This is a genomic window from Streptomyces sp. NPDC001153 (genome assembly GCF_053598315.1).
Genome location: NZ_JBSFJZ010000038.1, coordinates 83,170 through 102,479, shown reverse-complemented (window position 1 = coordinate 102,479; position 19,310 = coordinate 83,170). Strand labels below are relative to the sequence as shown.

General features: G+C 71.6%; 19 protein-coding genes. 16 read left to right on the top strand and 3 right to left on the bottom strand.

Features of this window, described 5'->3' with window-relative positions:
- The first annotated feature begins 165 nt into the window (after positions 1-165).
- On the top strand, positions 166-798 hold the full coding sequence (locus ACWDEN_RS35040; RefSeq protein WP_351607413.1) for a VOC family protein: 633 nt from the start codon (positions 166-168) through the stop codon (positions 796-798).
- 443 nt (positions 799-1,241) lie between these two features.
- Complete coding sequence (locus ACWDEN_RS35035) at positions 1,242-1,643, top strand: VOC family protein (protein ID WP_351607415.1); 402 nt, start codon at positions 1,242-1,244, stop codon at positions 1,641-1,643.
- Here the strand turns inward: ACWDEN_RS35035 and ACWDEN_RS35030 are convergent.
- From ACWDEN_RS35030 to ACWDEN_RS35020, 3 genes are all read right to left on the bottom strand, one after another.
- Positions 1,626-2,312, bottom strand: coding sequence for a helix-turn-helix transcriptional regulator (locus ACWDEN_RS35030; RefSeq protein ID WP_351607418.1), 687 nt, complete (start codon positions 2,310-2,312; stop codon positions 1,626-1,628). The two genes, ACWDEN_RS35035 and ACWDEN_RS35030, sit on opposite strands and share 18 nt — an antisense overlap.
- 10 nt (positions 2,313-2,322) lie before the next feature.
- Positions 2,323-3,090, bottom strand: a complete 768-nt coding sequence (locus tag ACWDEN_RS35025; protein WP_351607420.1) for a VC0807 family protein — start codon at positions 3,088-3,090, stop codon at positions 2,323-2,325.
- Positions 3,091-3,302: 212 nt separating this feature from the next.
- Positions 3,303-4,634 (bottom strand): YihY/virulence factor BrkB family protein, encoded by a 1,332-nt coding sequence (locus ACWDEN_RS35020; RefSeq protein ID WP_450861908.1) that lies wholly within the window; start codon positions 4,632-4,634, stop codon positions 3,303-3,305.
- A gap of 130 nt (positions 4,635-4,764) precedes the next feature.
- Between ACWDEN_RS35020 and ACWDEN_RS35015 the strand changes: the two genes are divergently transcribed.
- The 14 genes from ACWDEN_RS35015 (at position 4,765) to ACWDEN_RS34950 (ending at position 19,303) form a co-directional block, all read left to right on the top strand.
- The gene (locus ACWDEN_RS35015; protein ID WP_450861906.1) at positions 4,765-6,402 is read left to right on the top strand and encodes an acyl-CoA dehydrogenase family protein; all 1,638 of its coding nucleotides are present in this window, start codon (positions 4,765-4,767) and stop codon (positions 6,400-6,402) included.
- Between the two features lie 319 nt (positions 6,403-6,721).
- A complete protein-coding gene (locus ACWDEN_RS35010; protein WP_450861915.1) occupies positions 6,722-8,008 on the top strand; it encodes a GAF domain-containing protein in 1,287 nt (428 codons plus the stop codon).
- 175 nt (positions 8,009-8,183) lie between these two features.
- Positions 8,184-9,518 carry a hypothetical protein gene (locus ACWDEN_RS35005; RefSeq protein WP_450861904.1) on the top strand — a complete coding sequence of 445 codons (1,335 nt, stop codon included), beginning with the start codon at positions 8,184-8,186 and terminating at the stop codon, positions 9,516-9,518.
- 398 nt (positions 9,519-9,916) lie between these two features.
- Positions 9,917-10,489, top strand: a complete 573-nt coding sequence (locus ACWDEN_RS35000; protein WP_351607430.1) for a GNAT family N-acetyltransferase — start codon at positions 9,917-9,919, stop codon at positions 10,487-10,489.
- 139 nt (positions 10,490-10,628) lie between these two features.
- A complete protein-coding gene (locus ACWDEN_RS34995) occupies positions 10,629-10,712 on the top strand; it encodes a putative leader peptide (RefSeq protein WP_309486338.1) in 84 nt (27 codons plus the stop codon).
- A 126-nt stretch (positions 10,713-10,838) separates the two neighbouring features.
- Positions 10,839-12,536 carry a nitrite/sulfite reductase gene (locus ACWDEN_RS34990; protein WP_351607432.1) on the top strand — a complete coding sequence of 566 codons (1,698 nt, stop codon included), beginning with the start codon at positions 10,839-10,841 and terminating at the stop codon, positions 12,534-12,536.
- Complete coding sequence (locus ACWDEN_RS34985) at positions 12,533-12,724, top strand: hypothetical protein (protein ID WP_351607435.1); 192 nt, start codon at positions 12,533-12,535, stop codon at positions 12,722-12,724. The genes ACWDEN_RS34990 and ACWDEN_RS34985 overlap by 4 nt, the downstream gene beginning before the upstream one ends.
- Entirely contained in the window at positions 12,721-13,440 is a 720-nt protein-coding gene (locus tag ACWDEN_RS34980) for a phosphoadenylyl-sulfate reductase (RefSeq protein ID WP_450861901.1), read from the top strand. The genes ACWDEN_RS34985 and ACWDEN_RS34980 overlap by 4 nt, the downstream gene beginning before the upstream one ends.
- Positions 13,441-13,469: 29 nt before the next feature.
- Positions 13,470-14,006, top strand: a complete 537-nt coding sequence (cysC, locus tag ACWDEN_RS34975; RefSeq protein ID WP_450861899.1) for an adenylyl-sulfate kinase — start codon at positions 13,470-13,472, stop codon at positions 14,004-14,006.
- Entirely contained in the window at positions 14,003-14,947 is a 945-nt protein-coding gene (gene cysD, locus ACWDEN_RS34970; RefSeq protein WP_351607440.1) for a sulfate adenylyltransferase subunit CysD, read from the top strand. The genes cysC and cysD overlap by 4 nt, the downstream gene beginning before the upstream one ends.
- Positions 14,948-14,949: 2 nt before the next feature.
- On the top strand, positions 14,950-16,284 hold the full coding sequence (locus ACWDEN_RS34965) for a sulfate adenylyltransferase subunit 1 (protein ID WP_450861897.1): 1,335 nt from the start codon (positions 14,950-14,952) through the stop codon (positions 16,282-16,284).
- Positions 16,285-16,506: 222 nt separating this feature from the next.
- A complete protein-coding gene (locus ACWDEN_RS34960; protein WP_450861896.1) occupies positions 16,507-17,616 on the top strand; it encodes an aliphatic sulfonate ABC transporter substrate-binding protein in 1,110 nt (369 codons plus the stop codon).
- A gap of 36 nt (positions 17,617-17,652) precedes the next feature.
- Positions 17,653-18,432, top strand: coding sequence for an ABC transporter ATP-binding protein (locus ACWDEN_RS34955; protein ID WP_351607448.1), 780 nt, complete (start codon positions 17,653-17,655; stop codon positions 18,430-18,432).
- A complete protein-coding gene (locus ACWDEN_RS34950; RefSeq protein ID WP_351607451.1) occupies positions 18,419-19,303 on the top strand; it encodes an ABC transporter permease in 885 nt (294 codons plus the stop codon). The genes ACWDEN_RS34955 and ACWDEN_RS34950 overlap by 14 nt, the downstream gene beginning before the upstream one ends.
- The last annotated feature ends 7 nt before the right edge of the window (positions 19,304-19,310 follow it).

Sequence of the window (19,310 nt, the reverse complement as noted above, 5' to 3'; positions counted from 1 at the left end):
GTGGGAGCGACGGGACGACATCCATGAAGCCTTCCTCGGGCTCGCTACATGTCTCATCACCTACAGACACGTCCGACGCCTTTGTTAGGACCTCTAAGCCGCGGCCACCCGCGTCCGCTCCAACTCCCTTGATGCGCAGGGACGTTGACCGTAGCCTCGCCGGGCATGAACGCCGTTCCGCCGCTCCTTGACCATCTCGTCCTCGCCACGCCCGATCTGGCGGCGACCGTCGCCGACTTCGCACGGCGGACCGGGGTGACGCCCGTGCCCGGCGGTGCGCATCCCGGCCTCGGCACGCGCAACCATCTGGTGGGGCTGGGCGACCGCAGCTATCTGGAGATCCTGGGCCCCGACCCCGAGCAGCCCGAGCCCGCCGGACCGCGGCCCTTCGGGGTCGACCGGCTGACCGGGCCGCGCACGCTGACCTGGGCGATCAGCCCACCCGACCTGGACGCGGCGATCACGACGGCTCGTGAGCGGGGCTACGACCCCGGACCCGTGCACTCGATGAGCCGCCGCACTCCCGACGGCACCGTACTGCGGTGGCGGCTGACCGACGGCGGCCATGCGCATCCCTCCGGTCTGGTCCCGTTCCTGATCGACTGGGGCGCCTCCCGCCACCCCACGGCCTCGGGCCTGCCGGTCACCCCCCTGCTGGAGGTCTCCGGGACGGCGCCGGCCCCGGAGGAGGTACGCGGCCCGCTGACGGCCCTGGGCACGGGACTACTCCTCACAGCGGGCCCCGTCGCACTCTCCTTCACGGTGAACACACCCAACGGGCCGGCCACCTTCGGCTGAGGCGTGGGGCTGGGCGCGGGGACGCTGGAGTGCGGGGCCGGGGGCGCCGGGGTCTGGCGCGCGCGGCCGGCCGGAAGGAGCTTGGCGCGGGACGCTGGGAGTTCGTGCGCGGGAGCGGTTGCGGGATGCCAGGGCGGCGTGCGGGGCGGAGGGTGCCAGGGACTGGGGTTCGGGCGCGGGGGCAGGGAGCCGGGCGCGGAGGGCGCGGGGCGCGGGGATGCGGGGGCGCAGGAGTTCGGGCATGGGGGCGCGGGGCAGGGAGCCGGGGCGCGCGAACACATCGCCCAACAGTGTTTCCCCCCACGCCGATCAGCCGGATCGTTCCCGCCTCAGCGGCGCCGGGCAAATTGGTTTCTTTCCGTCCCCCGTCCCCGTCCCCCGTCCTCCTCCGGGTGTCCGATTCCTTCAAGACCGGCCGACGGCCGCCCGCCTACGGTGACGGCATGACTCCACGATTCGCCGTGATCGGCGTGGTGACGTCCGACATGGCCGCCGCGCTCGCCTTCTACCGTCGCCTCGGACTCGTCTTTCCAGAGGGGTCCGAAGACCAGCCGCACGTCGATGCCGAACTGCCCGGCGGGCTGATCTTCGCGCTGGACACCGAGAGGACCGTCCGCTCCTTCCACTCCGGCTGGCAGCCGCCGGAGCGCGCCGGCCGCGTCGGGCTCGCCTTCCGGTGCGACTCGCCCGCCGAGGTCGACGCCCTGTACGAGGACCTGGTGAGCGCCGGGTACCACGGGGAGCTGAAGCCGTGGGACGCGTTCTGGGGCCAGCGGTACGCCACTGTGCACGACCCCGACGGCAACGGCGTCGACCTGTTCGCCCCGCTACCCGCCGCCGAGTAGCCGGCCGAGCGGCATGCCCGTCAACTCCCTCACCTCACGCGCGAGGTGGGGCTGGTCCGCATACCCGGCGCGGACGGCCGTCTCGGCGTACGGCGTGCCGGAGCGGGCCAGCGCCAGCGCCCGTTGCAGCCGCAGGATGCGGGCCAGGGTCTTGGGGCCGTAACCGAACGCGTCCAGGCAGCGGCGGTGCAAGGTCCGTGTGCCGACGCCGAGTTCGGCTGCCGTGGCCGACACGGGGCGGCCCTCGTCCAGCCGCTCGACCAGCCGGTGCAGCAGCGGGTCGGCGGCCGTGGTCCGTGCCGCGCGGTCCAGGGCGATGTCCTCCAGTGCCGTCGCCGGGTCGGGCGCCGCCTCGACGCGTTCGCGCAGCTGTCGGACCCGGGCGGCGGGCCAGAGGTCGGCCAAGTCGACCCGCAGGTCGCGCAGTTCGTGCGCGGGCACGCCGAGCAGGGCGGGCGCGGTGCCGGGGAAGAAGCGGACGCCGGCCCAGAAGCGGGGTGGGCCCCCGGGGACGTACGGGTGGGTGTCGGGGCCCGCGACCAGCAGCCGGCCCTCGCTCCACAGCAGGTCCATGCATCCGTCGGGCAGCACCGGCCTGCCGCCGGCCCCATCCGGGGAGTTCGTCCACACGACCGCACCGGTCAGCCGGGACGCCCACTCGGTGTACACGGGTGCCAGCCTACGTCGCGGGGGTGCGTATACCGCCGCCCGAGGCCGTTGGCAGGGGCGCCTCGGCGGGATCGCCGGTACTGCCTGCGGCGACGGGGGTGCCGAAGAGCCGGAGGCCGTGGTGGATGCGGAGACGGCGGGCGTAGGCGGCGGTGGCCGCGGCGGTCAGGGCGATGAGGAGAAGCGAGAGGACTCTGGTGAGCAGCGGCACCGTGTCGGTGGGCAGCGTGGCGGCGGCGAGTGTGCCGAGGCCGCCGTCGAGCAGTTGCTCGGCGCCCCAGAGCACGGTCAGGACGCGCAGGCCCCGGCGGAACCCGGCGGAGTCCCGCCACAGTCCGGCCCGTGCCCGGGCCGCCGCACCCCGGTGCAGTCGCTGTCCCAGCTGGAAGGCGAGCGGCCTGCCGGTGAACGCGGTGCCGAGTATCCAGCCGCCGACGACGAGGGACAGCGCCGCGTCCTTGAACAGCAGCACCCTGGTCCCGCCGCCGATCAGGGTGGCCAGCGCGGCGGCTGCCAGCAGCACCGTGAAGAACAGGTCCACGCCGTCGATCCGCCGCTGTCGCACCGCACCGGACACCAGTCGCAGGGCGGGGGGCGCGCCGCTGAGGAGCAGCGCCGGGCCCTGGCCCGCACCGAGGGCGCGGGCCGCGTAGTACACGAGGAGCGGCAGGACGATATCGGCGGCGATCGTGAGCAGTGGGCCGTAGGCCCCCTTTCCTCTCCTCGCGCCCGTGCCCGGGCGCCGTTCCCGCACCGAGCTGTCGACCAGATGCGTCATGTGCTCCACCTCCTCCGCCGTCCCAGGCCCTTGTCCTCACGCCGGAGCAGTGCCGGGCCACGCGAAGACGCTACGTGCGGGGCGGTGCCGGACGGATCGGAGCGCGGGTGGAGAAGCGAGTGGAAAGCAGGTGGACCTCACCCTCACTCACTGGGTGGAGGCGTGCGGCGCCGGCACATCCGCACGGCTCGGGCCGCCCACGGACCTGCACATCACTGCTCGTGCCATGCCGCGCCCCCGTCCCCATTGACCCCATTGACGCCATTGACGCCATTGGCCCCGTTGACGCCATTGGCCCCGTCGACCCCGTGCGAAGGCCGGCCCGCATCCCCGTGCGAAGGCCGGCCGGTGTCCCCGTGCCGAGGTCCGTCGTCGTCCTCGTGCGGGTGTCGGCCGTTGGTCTCCTGTGGAGGGCGGCCGTTCGCCTTGGGCCCTTGGTGGGTGTGCCGGGCGTGGGTGCGCAGGCGGGCCGTGACGTCCTCCGGGGGCAGGAAGCGGGACCAGCGCTCGGGGAACTCGGAGGGCATGTCGGGGTCGTCCGGGTCGGCTTCGCGGGCCGCCGCGGCGCGGGCGACGTACTCGGCGACCTGGGCCTCGCGCACCCGCTCGTTCGCGGCGCGGGCGGCCGCCGTGGCGGCGGCGGGCCAGACACGGTCGATGGCGGCGTTCACGGCGGCGCCGACGAGGACGGCGAAGGCCGACACGCCGATCCACAGGAGCACGGCGACGGAGGCGGCGAGGGAGCCGTAGATCGTGGCGCCCTCGATGGTGTGCACGAGGTAGACGCGCAGCAGGGAGCTGCCGAGGACCCACATGGCCAGGGCGACGAGGGCGCCGGGTACGTCCTCGATCCACGGAGAGCGGACCGGTACGGACACGTGGTACAGGGTCGTCAGGAAGACGATGGACAGGACCATGACGACCGGCCAGTACAGGACCTGCACCACCGTCGCCGACCAGGGCACCACCCGCACCACCGCGTCCGGGCCCGCCACCATCAGCGGCAGGGCCACCGATCCGATCAGCAGCGCCACGATGAACAGCAGGAACGACATCATGCGGGTCTTGACGATGCCCCGGACGCCGTCGAGGCCGTACATCACCGTGATGGTGTCGATGAAGACGTTCACCGCGCGGGAGCCGGACCACAGGGCGAAGACGAAGCCGATGGAGATGACGTCGGGACGGCCCTTCATCACGTCGTGCAGGATCGGTTCGGTGATCTCCTTCACCCCCTTGTCGGACAGGACCGTCCGGGAGGCTTCGAGGATGTTGGTCTCGAGGCTGCTGATGGTGTGGGCGCCGGTCCAGGTGTCGACGTAGGCGAGCAGCCCGATGAGGCAGAGCAGCAGTGGCGGCACGGACAGCAGCGTGAAGAACGCCGCCTCGGCCGCCAGGCCCAGGATGCGGTACTCCACGCAGGAGTTGACGGTGTCCTTGAGCAGCAGCCAGGCGGTCCTGCGCTTGGAGACGTTCCGGTAGAGGGCTCTGGCCCGGTGGAGGCGACCGGCGGGCCTCTCGGGGGATTCACTTGCTGGCTGCACGACCCAACGGTATCCGCCGCACCGGACCGGCCTCACCTTCCGGGGCGGGTGAGCACATCCGGCGCGCCCGGCGGCACCGCTGTGCCACTCTGGAGGTCATCACCGCCTCCGTCCCGGGTAGGTTCGCACCATGGCAGGCACCTCCACCCACACCGTGACGAACCAGCCGCCTCCCCTGGTGGGCTACGACGTGTTCGCCGCCGACCGGGCCCTCGTGGCGGCCGTCGAGCGGCACACCGGTCCGGACGTGCTCGACGAGGTGGGGTCCGAGCTGTCCGCGCTGGGCCGTGCCGCGGGCTCGGCCCAGTTGCAGGAGTGGGCGGTGCAGGCGAACGAGCACCCGCCCCGGCTGCGCACCCACGACCGCTACGGCCACCGGATCGACGAGGTCGACTTCCACCCGGCCTGGCACCGGCTGCTCGGCAAGGGTGTCTCGGCGGGGCTGACCGGCGCCTGGACCCGCCCGTCCGGTCACGTCCGCCGGGCCGCCGGATTCCTGGTCTGGACCCAGGTCGAGGCGGGCAACTGCTGCCCGCTGTCCATGACCCACGCGGCGGTGCCGGCGCTGCGCACCGACCCCGAGCTCGCCGCCGAGTGGGAGCCGCGGCTGACGTCCACGGTCTACGACCGTGAGCTGCGGCCCGCCGCGCACAAGCCCGGCGCGCTCTTCGGCATGGGCATGACCGAGAAACAGGGCGGCAGCGACGTCCGCGCGAACACCACCGAGGCCCGGCCGCTCGCGGAGGCGGGCACGTACGAGCTGACCGGGCACAAGTGGTTCTGCTCGGCACCGATGTCGGACGCCTTCCTGGTGCTGGCGCAGGCCCCGGACGGCCTCACCTGTTTCCTGGTGCCGCGTGTCCTGCCCGACGGCGGCCGCAACGTCTTCCTCATCCAGCGGCTGAAGGACAAGCTGGGCAACCGGTCCAACGCCTCCGCCGAGGTGGAGTTCGCCGGCACCTGGGCGCGCCGGGTCGGCGAGGAGGGGCGCGGGGTGCGGACGATCATCGGGATGGTCGCGGCGACCCGGCTGGACTGCGCGCTGGGCTCGGCGGGCCTGATGCGGCAGGCGGTGGCGCAGGCGGTGCACCACTGCGCCCACCGGGAGGCGTTCGGCGGGAAGCTGATCGACAAACCGCTGATGCGCAACGTCCTCGCCGACCTCGCGCTGGAGTCGGAGGCGGCGACCGCGCTCACGCTCAGGCTGGCGGCCGCCTGCGACGACGGCGGCGACCAGGAGCGCGCCTTTCTGCGGCTGGCGGTGCCGGCCGCCAAGTACTGGATCACCAAGCGCTGTGCGCCCGTTGCGGTCGAGGCCGCGGAGTGCCTGGGCGGAAACGGTTACGTCGAGGAGTCGGGGCTGCCCCGCCTGGTACGGGAGTCACCGCTGAACTCGATATGGGAGGGCGCCGGAAACGTTCAGGCACTGGACGTGCTCCGGGCGCTGCAACGCGAGCCGGGCGCACTCGACGCCTGCCTGACCGAGATCGGCCGGGCCCACGGCACCGACCACCGCCTCGACCGCGCCGTGAAGGACCTCTTCACCGAACTCGCCGACCTGGACGCCGTCGAGGGCCGCGCACGACGGCTCGTGGAGCGCCTCGCACTGGTGCTCCAGGGCTCACTCCTGGTCCGCCACGCTCCACCGGAGGTGGCGGACGCCTTCTGCGCGTCCCGCCTGGGCGGCGACCGGGGAGCGTCTTTCGGCACGCTGCCAACGGGCCTGGATCTGGCGTCGATTGTGGAGCGGGCACGTCCGGCACTGTGAAACGCGGACCGAGCCGAGCGAAGTCGGCCACATCCCCGGTGGGGGTGGTGCTGCGCCGACACGGCACCACCCCCACCTCATGGGCCCGTTAAGCCCGCGGACGCGACATCGCGTCGGGTCAAGTCTCGGCCACCCTCGGGCCGTCCACCAGGGTTGCAGGGGGTTGCAACTTAATGGTGCACATGCGCGGAGTGTGTGCCTCCGGCCTGCCCGGAGCGGCAGTATGAGAGGCACAGTCGGACCGGAAACCGCCGCCCGGGCGGCTTGACAAGTGTGTTCGACGCCCTTTCCCGGGAGGACCCCCGTGGTGAACCCGCTGATCAACGTGGCGCGCCTGGCCGCCATGGACGCGACGCAGGCGGCGCGGCTGCTGAGCGAGGTACGCGACGCCACCCTTGCCGGTCAGCGGGCGAGGATCGCGCCCCGGCCGGTGATCGAGGAGTCCTGGGGACGGATGCTGCGCAGCGGTGTCGATCCCGACCACGACTTCAGATCCGGGCTGCTGTCCTCCGACGAAGTAAGGCGCCGGCGCGAGGAGTCACCGCTCAGGCACGTCCTGCCGGTGCTGCGCCAGGGGCTGCTTTCGGTCGCCGATGTCGCCCAGCACATCATGGTCGTCGCCGACGCCGACGGGCGGGTGCTGTGGCGGGAGGGGGCCTCGCCGGTGCTGCGCAAGGCGGACGGGCTGGGCTTCGAACTCGGCGCGGACTGGCGGGAAGACGTCGTCGGCACCAACGGGGTGGGCACCCCGGCGGTCGTACGGCGGCCGGTGCAGGTCTTCGCCGCCGAGCACTTCGTCCGCTCGCACGCCTCCTGGACCTGCACCGGCGCGCCGATCACCGATCCGCGGGACGGCCGGCTGATCGGTGTGGTGGACATCAGCGGCCCGCTGGAGACCATGCATCCGGCGACCCTCGCCTGGGTGGACTCGGTGGCCAAGCTGGCCGAGGCGCGGCTGCGGGAGCTGCACCTGGACTCGCTGGAACGGCTGCGGTCGGTGGCGGCGCCGGTGCTGGCCCGGCTGGACGGGCGGGCGCTGGTGGTGGACCGGGACGGCTGGTCGGCGGCGATGTCCGGGATGCCGTACGTGCGGCGTGTCGCGCTGCCCAAGTCGCTGGCGCCGGGCCGCCGGTGGCTGCCGTCGCTGGGTTCGTGCGCGGTGGAGCCGCTGGCCGGGGGCTGGTTGCTGCGGGCGGCCGAGGAACCGGCCGGCACGCCCACGCGGATCGTGCTGGATCTGGCCGCACCGGGCCGCAGTACGCTGACGGTGTCCGGTTCGGCGGGTTCCTGGTCGCGTGAACTCAGTCCCCGGCACGCCGAGTTGCTGTATCTGCTCGCCGCGCATCGCGCCGGCCGCGGGGCGGCGGCCCTGGCCGGGGATCTGTTCGGGGATCCCTCGCGCACGGTGACGGTACGGGCGGAGATGTCCCGGATCCGAAGATATTGCGGGGAACTACTGCAGCATCGGCCGTATCGTTTCCGCGAGGACACGGAGATCGAGGTGCTCCTTCCCGACAACCCCCGTGACCTGCTGCTCTCCTCGACGGCGCCGGCGATCACCCAGAAGCGGACGGCCGCGCAGTGCGGCGGGCCCGCGGACCGGTGAGCGTGTCTTCCGCATATTTGCGGGGTCTTCGCCCTGCGCGGACCGTTACTGCCGTAGCATCCCCTAAGGGCCTCCCCAGCCGCTCCTCGCGTCAACGTACGGACCACCAGGCGCAGTTGGACCGCCACCGGCCGGCGCGCCCCGGCGGCTGAGGAGCCCTGGAGAAGGGGACGAGATGAAGCATCGCGGCAGACACCGCCGGCGCAGGCGGGGCGCTGCACTGCGCGCGGTCCTGACCGGGACCGCACTGGCGCTCACCGCGGCCGCCACGCTGATCAGCGCCTCCCAGGCGGACGTCACCGACAGCCCCGGCGCGCTCAAGCCGCTCTCCTCCCCCGCGGACACCGGCCGGCTGCGGCTCCAGGAGCACCTGGTCCCCGCCCGCACGCTGGACCGGCTCTCCGCCGCGATGGGCCGCCCGGTCGGCGTGGACGCCGTCCTGGCGAGCGCCGACCGCGGGATGCGCACCTCCGCCGACTGCTCCTCCGCCGACCGCGCGTCCCTGCCCGTCACCCCGGCCGCCACCCGCGGCTACTGCTGGGACCCGGCCGACGCCGTCGGCAACGGCTGGCGGCCGGCCTCCGTGACGACGTCCGGGGACGCCGACGACGACGGTGTCTGGGGCACCCACCGGGTCGTGCTCGCCGGCTGGACCCACAGCACCGCCACCGGCCGGGCCGCCGAGCGGGGACTGGCCAGGGTGGCCTTCGTGAACGCCGACGACCCCGCCCGCCTCGACTACCGCTGGGTGCTGCTGGTGGTGCCGGTCGACGGCGGCCGTGACTACCGGGGGCTGGCCTCCGGGATCTCCGGGATGGTCTGGTACCAGGACAAGCTGCTGGTCACCGCCAGAACCGGCGGCGCCGACGCGCTGTACGTCTACGACCTCGACCGGATCCAGCGCGTCGGCATGGACGGGCCCGCGATCGGCCGGGTGCCCGGCGGCTGGTCGGCCGACGGCTACCGCTTTGTGATGCCCGCGATCGGCTCCTACCGCTTCACCGGGGGCCGCTGCGGCCGCTCCGGCCCGCCCTGTCCCGGCGCACTCGCCGTCGACCGGGGCAGCGTGCCGGACAGTCTGGTCGCCGCGGAGTGGACCGCGCCGGACGGGGAGCGGAACGCCCGGCTGTGGCGGTACGCGTTCAGCACGGATCCGGCGCGCGGAGGGCTGCTCGACGCGGACACCGCGGGGCGGGTGAGGGCGGCGGAGGCGTACCGGACCCGGGCGGCGGGGATTCGGGGGGTGCTGTCGTACTGGCAGCCGGGCGCGGTGGAAGCGTCCTGGTATGTGGGACGTCTGCCCGGCTCACGGGACGGCCACGGCACGCTGTGGCGGCAGGACGCCGGCGGGGCGAAGGCGGCGCACTGCGGTGCGGACGGCTCGCGCCGCTGCTGGGCCGAGGGGGCGGGTTCCCTGTCCTACTGGCAGGCGACGGGCGAGGTGTGGTCTCTGACGGACCGCATGCTCTTCGCCCTGCCCCTGGCCGAGCTGGACCGTTCCCTGCACTGACCGCGCCGTTCGCTGCGCGCGCCGGAACGACCGGCTCACTGACGCGACCCCGGGTGACTCGCCCGCCCGACCCGCCTCGGCTCTGGCCCGCACGCCGGGCCAACCCCCGGGCTGGGCATGCCGCCGGACCAACCCCCGACCCGACCCTGCCGCCAGACCATTCGCTCAGGTACCCCACTCCCGGGACCAGCGCCTGAACCGGCCCTGCCGCAGAACCGGCCCCGAGGCGCCCCCGGTCGTCCGGCCGATGCCCCGCGGTCCGCCTGGTCCGTGCGTAAGGTGCCCCGCGGTCCGCCTGATCCGTGCGCCAGGTGCCCTGCGGCCGTCAGGTTCCCCGCCGTCCAGTACGTGACCAAGTCGATCGACAGACCGGCCGGTGGGATGATTCCCTGGCTCGCATGAGCAGCGTCCCCGTCACCACCTGGTCCCTGGAGCAGACCTCGCCGGCCGACCTCCTGCCCGCCGCCGTGCCCGAGGGCGACGTCCGGATCGTGCGCGCCGAGGTCCCCTCCCCCGAGTTCAGCCGCTTCCTGTACGCCTCGGTCGGCGGCGACATCCTCTGGACCGACCGGCTCGGCTGGACCTACGCGCAGTGGCAGGAGTACCTGGAGCGGCCCGGGGTGGAGTCCTGGGTGGCCTACGACCGGGGCACCCCGGCCGGCTATGTGGAGCTGGATCCGCAGGACGAGGGCGTGGTCGAGATCGCCTACTTCGGGCTGATCCCCGCCTTCCGCGGCCGGCGCATCGGCGGCCATCTGCTCTCGTACGGTACGGCGCGCGCCTGGGACCTGGCCGAGCGGTGGCCCGTGCGGACGCCGACCAAGCGGGTGTGGCTGCACACGTGCAGCAAGGACGGCGAGTTCGCCATGGACAACTACCAGCGGCGAGGCTTCAAGCTGTTCGACACCAAGGTCGAGCTGGAGCCGGACCTGGCGACTCCGGGTCCCTGGCCCGGCGCGCACCCGGCCTGATACCCCGCCTGACCTGGCGGGACAAGACCCCCCGCGCGGCATGTGAGCGACGACACCCTTGTCCCATATTCCGGGACAAGGGTGTCCGCATGATGGATAAAGCTGGACTGTGTCCAGATCGCCATGACACGCTTCCGTCATGTCTGGAACTGGAATTGCCTTGGTGAGTCGGCGGCACGTCGACCTCGGCCGCATGTCCAGCGCCATCTGTCCGGCGAGCTGACCGCCCCAGCACCGCCGCGAACCCTCCACCCGATTTTTCCTTGCGCAATGACGCGCACGCCTGCCCGCGTGCGCGCATATGTGCAGGTCAGAGTCGATTCCCACCGGTCCCGAAGGACGTAGAACCATGGCCGCCACCCCGCCGAACCCCGCCGCCTCCGCGCCCCGCCGCAAGGTGAGTCGTCACCGTGGTGAGGGTCAGTGGGCAGTGGGCCACTTCACCCCGCTCAACGGCAACGAGCAGGTCAAGAAGGACGACGACGGTCTCAATGTGCGGACACGCATTGAGACGATCTACTCCAAGCGCGGTTTCGACTCGATCGACCCCAGCGACCTGCGGGGCCGGATGCGCTGGTGGGGGCTGTACACCCAGCGCAAGCCCGGTATCGACGGCGGCAAGACGGCGGTGCTGGAGCCGGAGGAGCTGGACGACCGCTACTTCATGATGCGGGTGCGCATCGACGGCGGCGCGCTGACCACCCAGCAGCTGCGGGTCATCGGCGAGATCTCCCAGGAGTTCGCGCGCGGCACCGCGGACATCACCGACCGGCAGAACGTGCAGTACCACTGGATCCGGATCGAGGACGTGCCCGAGATCTGGGAACGGCTGGAGGGCGTGGGCCTGTCCACCATCACCGCCTGCGGTGACACCCCGCGTGTGATGATCGGTTCGCCGGTCGCCGGTATCGCCGAGGACGAGATCATCGACGCCACCCCCGCGCTGGAGGAGATGAAGCGCCGCGTCCTGAACAACAAGGCGTACTCGAACCTCCCCCGGAAGTTCAAGACGGCCATCTCGGGTTCGCCGCTGCTGGACGTCGTGCACGAGATCAACGACGTGGCGTTCGTCGGCGTACGCCACCCCGAGCACGGTCCGGGCTTCGACGTGTGGGTCGGCGGCGGCCTGTCCACCAACCCCAAGCTGGGCGTGCGGCTCGGCGCCTGGGTGTCGCTGGAGGAGGTCACGGACGTCTACGAGGGCGTCATCTCGATCTTCCGTGACTACGGCTACCGCCGGCTGCGCAACCGCGCCCGGCTGAAGTTCCTCGTCGCCGACTGGGGCGCGGAGAAGTTCCGTCAGGTGCTGGAGGACGAGTACCTGGGGCGCAAGCTGACCGACGGGCCCGCTCCCGAACAGCCCGTGCAGCAGTGGCGCGACCACATCGGTGTGCACCGGCAGAAGGACGGCCGGTTCTACGTCGGTTTCGCCCCGCGGGTCGGCCGCGTCGACGGCACCACGCTGACGAAGATCGCCGACCTCGCGGAGGCGCACGGCTCGGGCCGGGTGCGCACCACCGTCGAGCAGAAGATGATCGTCCTCGATGTCGAACAGGGGAAGGTGGACTCGCTGGTCGAGGGCCTGGAGGCGCTGGATCTCACCGCCCGGCCGTCCTCCTTCCGGCGCGGCACCATGGCCTGCACCGGCATCGAGTTCTGCAAGCTCGCCATCGTCGAGACCAAGCAGCGCGGCTCGTCCCTGATCGACGAACTGGAGCGCCGCCTGCCGGACTTCGACGAGCCGATCACCATCAACCTCAACGGCTGCCCGAACGCCTGCGCCCGTATCCAGGTCGCGGACATCGGTCTCAAGGGCCAGCTCGTGCTCAACGACCAGGGCGAGCAGGTCGAGGGCTACCAGGTGCACCTCGGCGGCGCCCTCGGCCTGGAGCCGGGCTTCGGCCGCAAGGTGCGCGGACTGAAGGTCACCGCGGAGGAGCTGCCCGACTACGTCGAGCGGGTGCTGAAGCGGTTCCAGGCCGAGCGCGAGGACGGCGAGCGGTTCGCCGCCTGGGCCGCGCGGGCCAGTGAGGAGGCTCTGTCGTGACGGAGCGTGCCGCGCCCTTCTACTGCCCCTACTGCGGCGACGAGGACCTGCGTCCGAGCGAAGCTCTGGAAGGCGGTCACGGCGCCTGGGAATGCGGGGCGTGCAACCGCGCATTCCAGCTGAAGTTCCTCGGGCTGCTGGCCCGGGGCCTTCGGCGAGCCGACAACGGAGGGGACCGACAGTCATGACGACGGCTCAGGAAAGCCGCACGACCGAGGAGTTGAAGGCGCTCGCCGAGCAGGCGGGCCGCGACCTGGAGGACGCCTCCGCCCTGGAGATCCTGCAGTGGGCGGTCGACACCTTCGGCGCGAAGTTCTGCGTCACCTCGTCCATGGAGGACGCCGTCGTCGCCCATCTCGCCTCCCGGGTACTGAAGGGCGGGGCCCCCGTGGACGTGGTATTCCTCGACACCGGTTACCACTTCCCGGAGACCATCGGCACCCGCGACGCCGTCGAGGCCGTGATGGACGTCAACGTCATCACCCTCACACCGAAGCAGACCGTCGCCGAGCAGGACGCGGAGTACGGCCCGAGGCTGCACGACCGCGACCCCGACCTGTGCTGCGCGCTGCGCAAGGTCAAGCCGCTCGAGGAGGGACTGCGGGGCTACCAGGCGTGGGCGACCGGACTGCGCCGCGACGAGTCCCCGACCCGGGCGAACACCCCGGTCGTCGGCTGGGACGAGAAGCGGCAGAAGGTCAAGATCTCCCCGATCGCCCGCTGGACCCAGGCCGACGTGGACGCCTACGTCACCGAACACGGCGTGCTCACCAACCCGTTGCTGATGGACGGCTACGCCTCCATCGGCTGCGCCCCGTGCACCCGCCGGGTCCTGGAGGGCGAGGACGCACGCGCCGGCCGCTGGGCGGGCCGCGCCAAGACCGAGTGCGGGCTGCACGGATGACGAACCATCAGACTCTTCAGGAGACCGACGTGACCACCGGAGCCACCGTCTGGCTCACGGGTCTGCCGAGCGCCGGCAAGACCACCATCGCCTACGAGCTGGCCGGCCGGCTGCGTGCCGAGGGCCACCGCGTCGAGGTGCTCGACGGCGACGAGATCCGCGAGTTCATCTCGGCGGGCCTCGGCTTTTCCCGCGAGGACCGGCACACCAACGTCCAGCGCATCGGTTTTCTCGCCGAGCTGCTCGCCCGTAACGGCGTCAAGGCGCTGGTGCCGGTGATCGCGCCGTACGCCGACAGCCGGGAGGCGGTGCGGGGGCGGCACGAGGAGAACGGGACGCCGTACCTGGAGATCCATGTGGCGACCCCGGTCGAGGTGTGCAGCGTGCGCGATGTGAAGGGGCTGTACGCCAAGCAGGCCGCGGGCGAGCTGACCGGGCTGACAGGTGTCGACGACCCCTACGAGGAGCCGAAGGCGCCGGATCTGCGGATCGAGTCGCAGCACCAGAGCGTGCAGGAGTCCGCGGCGTCGGTGTACGCCCTGCTGAGCGAGAGGGGACTGGCATGACGACCGTGGCCAAGGCCGCGACCGGCGACGAGGGTACGGACAGCCCGTACGCCCTCTCCCATCTGGACGCGCTGGAGTCCGAGGGCGTGCACATCTTCCGCGAGGTGGCGGGCGAGTTCGAGAACCCCGTGATTCTCTTCTCCGGCGGCAAGGACTCGATCGTCATGCTGCACCTGGCGCTGAAGGCGTTCGCCCCCGCGGCGGTGCCCTTCTCGCTGCTGCATGTGGACACGGGACACAACTTCCCCGAGGTCCTTGAGTACCGGGACCGTGTGGTCGCCGCACATGGGCTGCGCCTGCATGTGGCCTCCGTCCAGGACTACATCGACCGGGGTGTGCTCAAGGAGCGTGCCGACGGCACCCGTAACCCGCTGCAGACGCTTCCGCTGACGGAGAAGATCCAGAGCGAGAAGTTCGACGCGGTCTTCGGCGGCGGACGCCGGGACGAGGAGAAGGCGCGGGCGAAGGAGCGGGTGTTCTCGCTGCGCGACGAGTTCTCCCAGTGGGACCCGCGCCGCCAGCGCCCCGAGCTGTGGAACCTGTACAACGGCCGGCACGCCCCCGGTGAGCACGTGCGGGTGTTCCCGCTGTCGAACTGGACCGAGCTGGACGTGTGGCAGTACATCGCCCGTGAGGGCATCGAGCTGCCGCAGATCTACTTCGCGCACGAGCGCGAGGTGTTCCAGCGGGGCGGGATGTGGCTGACGGCCGGCGAGTGGGGCGGCCCGAAGGACGGCGAGAGTGTGGAGAAGCGCCAGGTGCGCTACCGCACCGTCGGTGACATGTCCTGCACCGGCGCCGTCGACTCCGACGCCACCACGCTGGACGCCGTGATCGCCGAGATCGCCGCGTCCCGGCTCACCGAGCGGGGCGCGACCCGAGCAGACGACAAGCTGTCCGAGGCCGCGATGGAAGACCGCAAGCGCGAGGGGTACTTCTAGCCATGAGCACGACCACGACCGAGGCGCTCTCGGCCACCACGCTGCTGCGGTTCGCCACCGCCGGCTCCGTCGACGACGGCAAGTCCACGCTCGTCGGACGGCTGCTGCACGACTCCAAGTCGGTCCTCACCGACCAGCTCGAGGCCGTGGAGCGGGTCTCCGCGAGCCGCGGCCAGGACGCCCCGGACCTCGCGCTGCTCACCGACGGCCTGCGTGCCGAGCGCGAGCAGGGCATCACGATCGACGTGGCCTACCGTTACTTCGCCACGCCCAGGCGCCGGTTCATCCTGGCCGACACCCCGGGCCATGTGCAGTACACCCGCAACATGGTCACCGGCGCCTCGACGGCGGAGCTGACGGTGATCCTGGTCGACGCCCGCAACGGCGTGGTCGAGCAGACGCGCCGGCACGCGGCGATCGCGGCCCTGCTGCGGGTTCCGCACGTCGTCCTCGCGGTCAACAAGATGGACCTCGTCGGGTACGAGGAGTCCGTGTTCGCCGCGATCGCCGAGGAGTTCACGGCGTACGCGACCGAGCTGGGCGTGCCCGAGGTCACCGCCATCCCGATCTCGGCGCTCGCCGGTGACAACGTGGTGGAGCCGAGCGCGAACATGGACTGGTACGGCGGCCCGACCGTCCTGGAACACCTGGAGACCGTGCCGGTCAGCCATGATCTGGCGCACTGCCACGCCCGGCTGCCCGTGCAGTACGTGATCCGGCCGCAGACCGCCGAGCACCCCGACTACCGCGGCTACGCGGGCCAGATCGCGGCGGGCACCTTCCGCGTCGGCGAGGAGGTCACGGTCCTGCCGTCCGGTCGGACGTCGAGGATCTCCGGCATCGACCTGCTGGGCGAGCCGGTGGACGTGGCGTGGACGACGCAGTCGGTGACGGTCCTGCTCCAGGACGACATCGACGTCTCGCGCGGTGACCTGATCGTGCCGACGAAGGACGCACCGGCCACCACCCAGGACGTGGAGGCGACCGTCTGCCACGTGGCCGACGCCCCGCTGACCGTCGGCCACCGCGTGCTGCTCAAGCACGGCACCCGCACGGTCAAGGCGATCGTGAAGGACATCCCGTCCCGCCTCACGCTCGACGACCTGTCCCTGCACCCGCACCCGGGACAGCTCCTCGCCAACGACATCGGCCGGGTGAAGATCCGTACCGCCGAGCCACTGCCGGTCGACTCCTACGCCGACTCGCGGCGCACGGGCTCCTTCATCCTGATCGACCCGAGCGACGGCACCACGCTCACCGCGGGCATGGTCGGCGAGTCGTTCGCCACCCCCGAGCCGGTCAAGGACGAGTCCGAAGACGACGGCTGGGACTTCTGACATGACGACGACCGACGTCTACTCGACGTTCGCGAAGGAGGGCGGCCGCATCGGCAGCGGCGCCCTCGGCAGCGGGCAGGGCGGAGTGGCCCGATGTGTGCGCTGACGTACGCGCACCGCTTGCGCGCCCTCACCCCCCACCGCCGTAGACGAAGACCTGCCGACCTCCCGGCCACGACCTGAGAGACCGTGACCGCCGGGCCAACGAGAGGAAAACCTCCCGTGCCTGCCTCCCGCTCCGCGTTGTTCCGTCGCGGCATGGCCGCGCTCGCCGCGCTCCCCCTCCTCACGCTCGCCGCCTGCGGTTACGGCTCCCAGGCCAAGAACGGCGACACCGCCAAGGTCGCCGCCGGGGCCAAGAAGGTCGACGGACTCGACACCGTCAAGATCGGCTATTTCGGCAACCTGACCCACGCGACCGCCCTGGTCGGCCGTGAGCAGGGCCTCTTCCAGAAGGAGCTGGGCGCCACCAAGGCGGACTACGCCACCTTCAGCGCGGGCCCGTCCGAGATCGAGGCCCTCAACTCCGGTTCCATCGACATCGGCTGGATCGGCCCGTCCCCGGCGATCAACGGCTACACCAAGTCCGACGGCAAGAGCCTGAAGATCATCGGCGGTTCGGCCTCCGGCGGCGTCAAGCTGGTCGTCAACCCGAAGAAGATCACGTCCCTGAAGGACGTCAAGGGCAAGAAGATCGCCACGCCGCAGCTCGGCAACACGCAGGACGTGGCGTTCCTCAACTGGGTGGCCGAGCAGGGCTGGAAGGTCGACCCGCAGAGCGGCAAGGGTGACGTCACGGTCGTCCGCACCGACAACAAGATCACCCCGGACGCCTACAAGTCCGGTTCCGTCGACGGTGCCTGGGTGCCTGAGCCGACCGCGTCCAAGCTGGTCGCCGAGGGCGGCAAGGTGCTGCTGGACGAGTCGTCGCTGTGGCCGGACAAGAAGTTCGTGATCACGAACATCGTCGTGCGGCAGGCCTTCCTCAAGGAGCACCCGAAGGCCGTCGAAGCGGTGCTGAAGGCCTCGGTCGAGGCCAACAAGTGGATCAACGCCAACCCGGACCAGGCGAAGGCGGCCGCGAACAAGCAGCTGGCGGCGGACTCCGGCAAGGCGCTGCCCGCGAACGTCCTCGACCCGGCCTGGAAGTCCATCCGGTTCACCGACGACCCGCTGGCCTCCACCCTCGACACCGAGGCGGCGCACGCGGTCAAGGCCGGCCTGCTGGACAAGCCGGACCTCAAGGGGATCTACGACCTGACGATCCTCAACAAGGTCCTCAAGGCCGAGGGTGACAAGCCGGTCGACGCGGCCGGTCTCGGCACCAGCTGACGCCAGTCCCGATGAGTTTCCCAGGAGGTGACGACCATGGCCACGACCCTCGCCAAGGCCGCTGAGTCGGTCGAGTACGCCGCACGCCTCGAGCAGGTCTCGAAGTCCTTTCCGACACCCGGCGGGCAGCAGCTCGTCCTGGACGACATCAGCCTCGATGTCGCGCCCGGCGAGTTCGTCACCCTCCTGGGGGCCTCGGGCTGCGGCAAGTCCACGCTGCTGAACCTGGTGGCGGGCCTGGACCGGCCCACCGCCGGGTCCATAACGACCGACGGCCGCCCGGCCCTGATGTTCCAGGAACACGCCCTGTTCCCGTGGCTCACGGCCGGCAAGAACATCGAACTGGCCCTGAAACTGCGGGGAGTCGCGAAGTCCGAGCGGCGCGGCAGGGCCGAGGAACTGCTCGAGCTCGTCCGGCTGAAGGGCGCGTACGGCAAGCGCGTCCACGAGCTGTCGGGCGGTATGCGGCAGCGGGTGGCGATGGCCCGGGCGCTGGCGCAGGAGAGCAATCTGCTGCTGATGGACGAGCCGTTCGCGGCGCTGGACGCCATCACCCGGGACGTGCTGCACGACGAGCTGACCCGTATCTGGTCGGAGACCGGGCTGTCCGTGCTGTTCGTGACGCACAACGTGCGCGAGGCGGTGCGGCTCGCGCAGCGTGTCGTGCTGCTGTCCTCCCGTCCGGGCCGCATCGCCCGCCAGTGGGAGGTCGACATTCCGCAGCCGCGCCGCATCGAGGACGCGCCCGTGGCGGAACTGTCCCTGGAGATCACCGAAGTCCTGCGTGGGGAGATCCGCCGCCATGGCCAGCACTGAGACGACGACCTCCCCCGAGACGGGGAGCGTGGAAGCGGGCCTCGACGCGCTGGAGACCGCGCAGCCGGGCCGTACGCCGCTGCGCAAGACCCTCGTCGACAAGGTCGTCCCGCCGATCACCGCGATCGTCGTGGTCCTGGTGGTCTGGCAGGGCCTGATCACCCTGAAGATCGTCGACGATCCGACCAAGCTGCCCACGCCGGGCGCGGTCTGGCACGCCTTCCGCAACGACTGGCTGCAGGGCAAGCTGCTCGGCTACATCTGGACCAGCGTCTCGCGCGGTCTGCTCGGCTTCTGCCTCGCGCTGCTGATCGGCACCCCGCTGGGCCTGCTGGTGGCGCGGGTGAGGTTCGTGCGCGCGGCCATCGGCCCCATCCTGTCCGGTCTGCAGTCGCTGCCGTCGGTGGCGTGGGTGCCGCCCGCGGTGATCTGGCTGGGCCTGAACAACTCGATGATGTACGCGGTGATCCTGCTCGGCGCCGTGCCGTCCATCGCCAACGGTCTGGTGTCCGGTGTGGACCAGGTGCCGCCGCTGTTCCTGCGCGCGGGCCGCACCATGGGGGCCACGGGCCTGAAGGGAACCTGGCACGTCACCCTGCCGGCCGCCCTGCCCGGGTACGTGGCGGGCATGAAGCAGGGCTGGGCCTTCTCCTGGCGCTCCCTGATGGCCGCGGAGATCATCGCCAACTTCCCCGACCTGGGCACGGGCCTGGGCCAGCTGCTGGAGAACGCCCGCACCGCCAGCGACATGGCCATGGTGTTCGAGGCCATCCTGCTCATCCTGTTCGTCGGCATCGCCATCGACCTGCTGCTCTTCAGCCCGCTGGAGCGGTGGGTGCTGCGCAGCCGCGGCCTGCTGGTGAAGGGCTGAGGCTGGA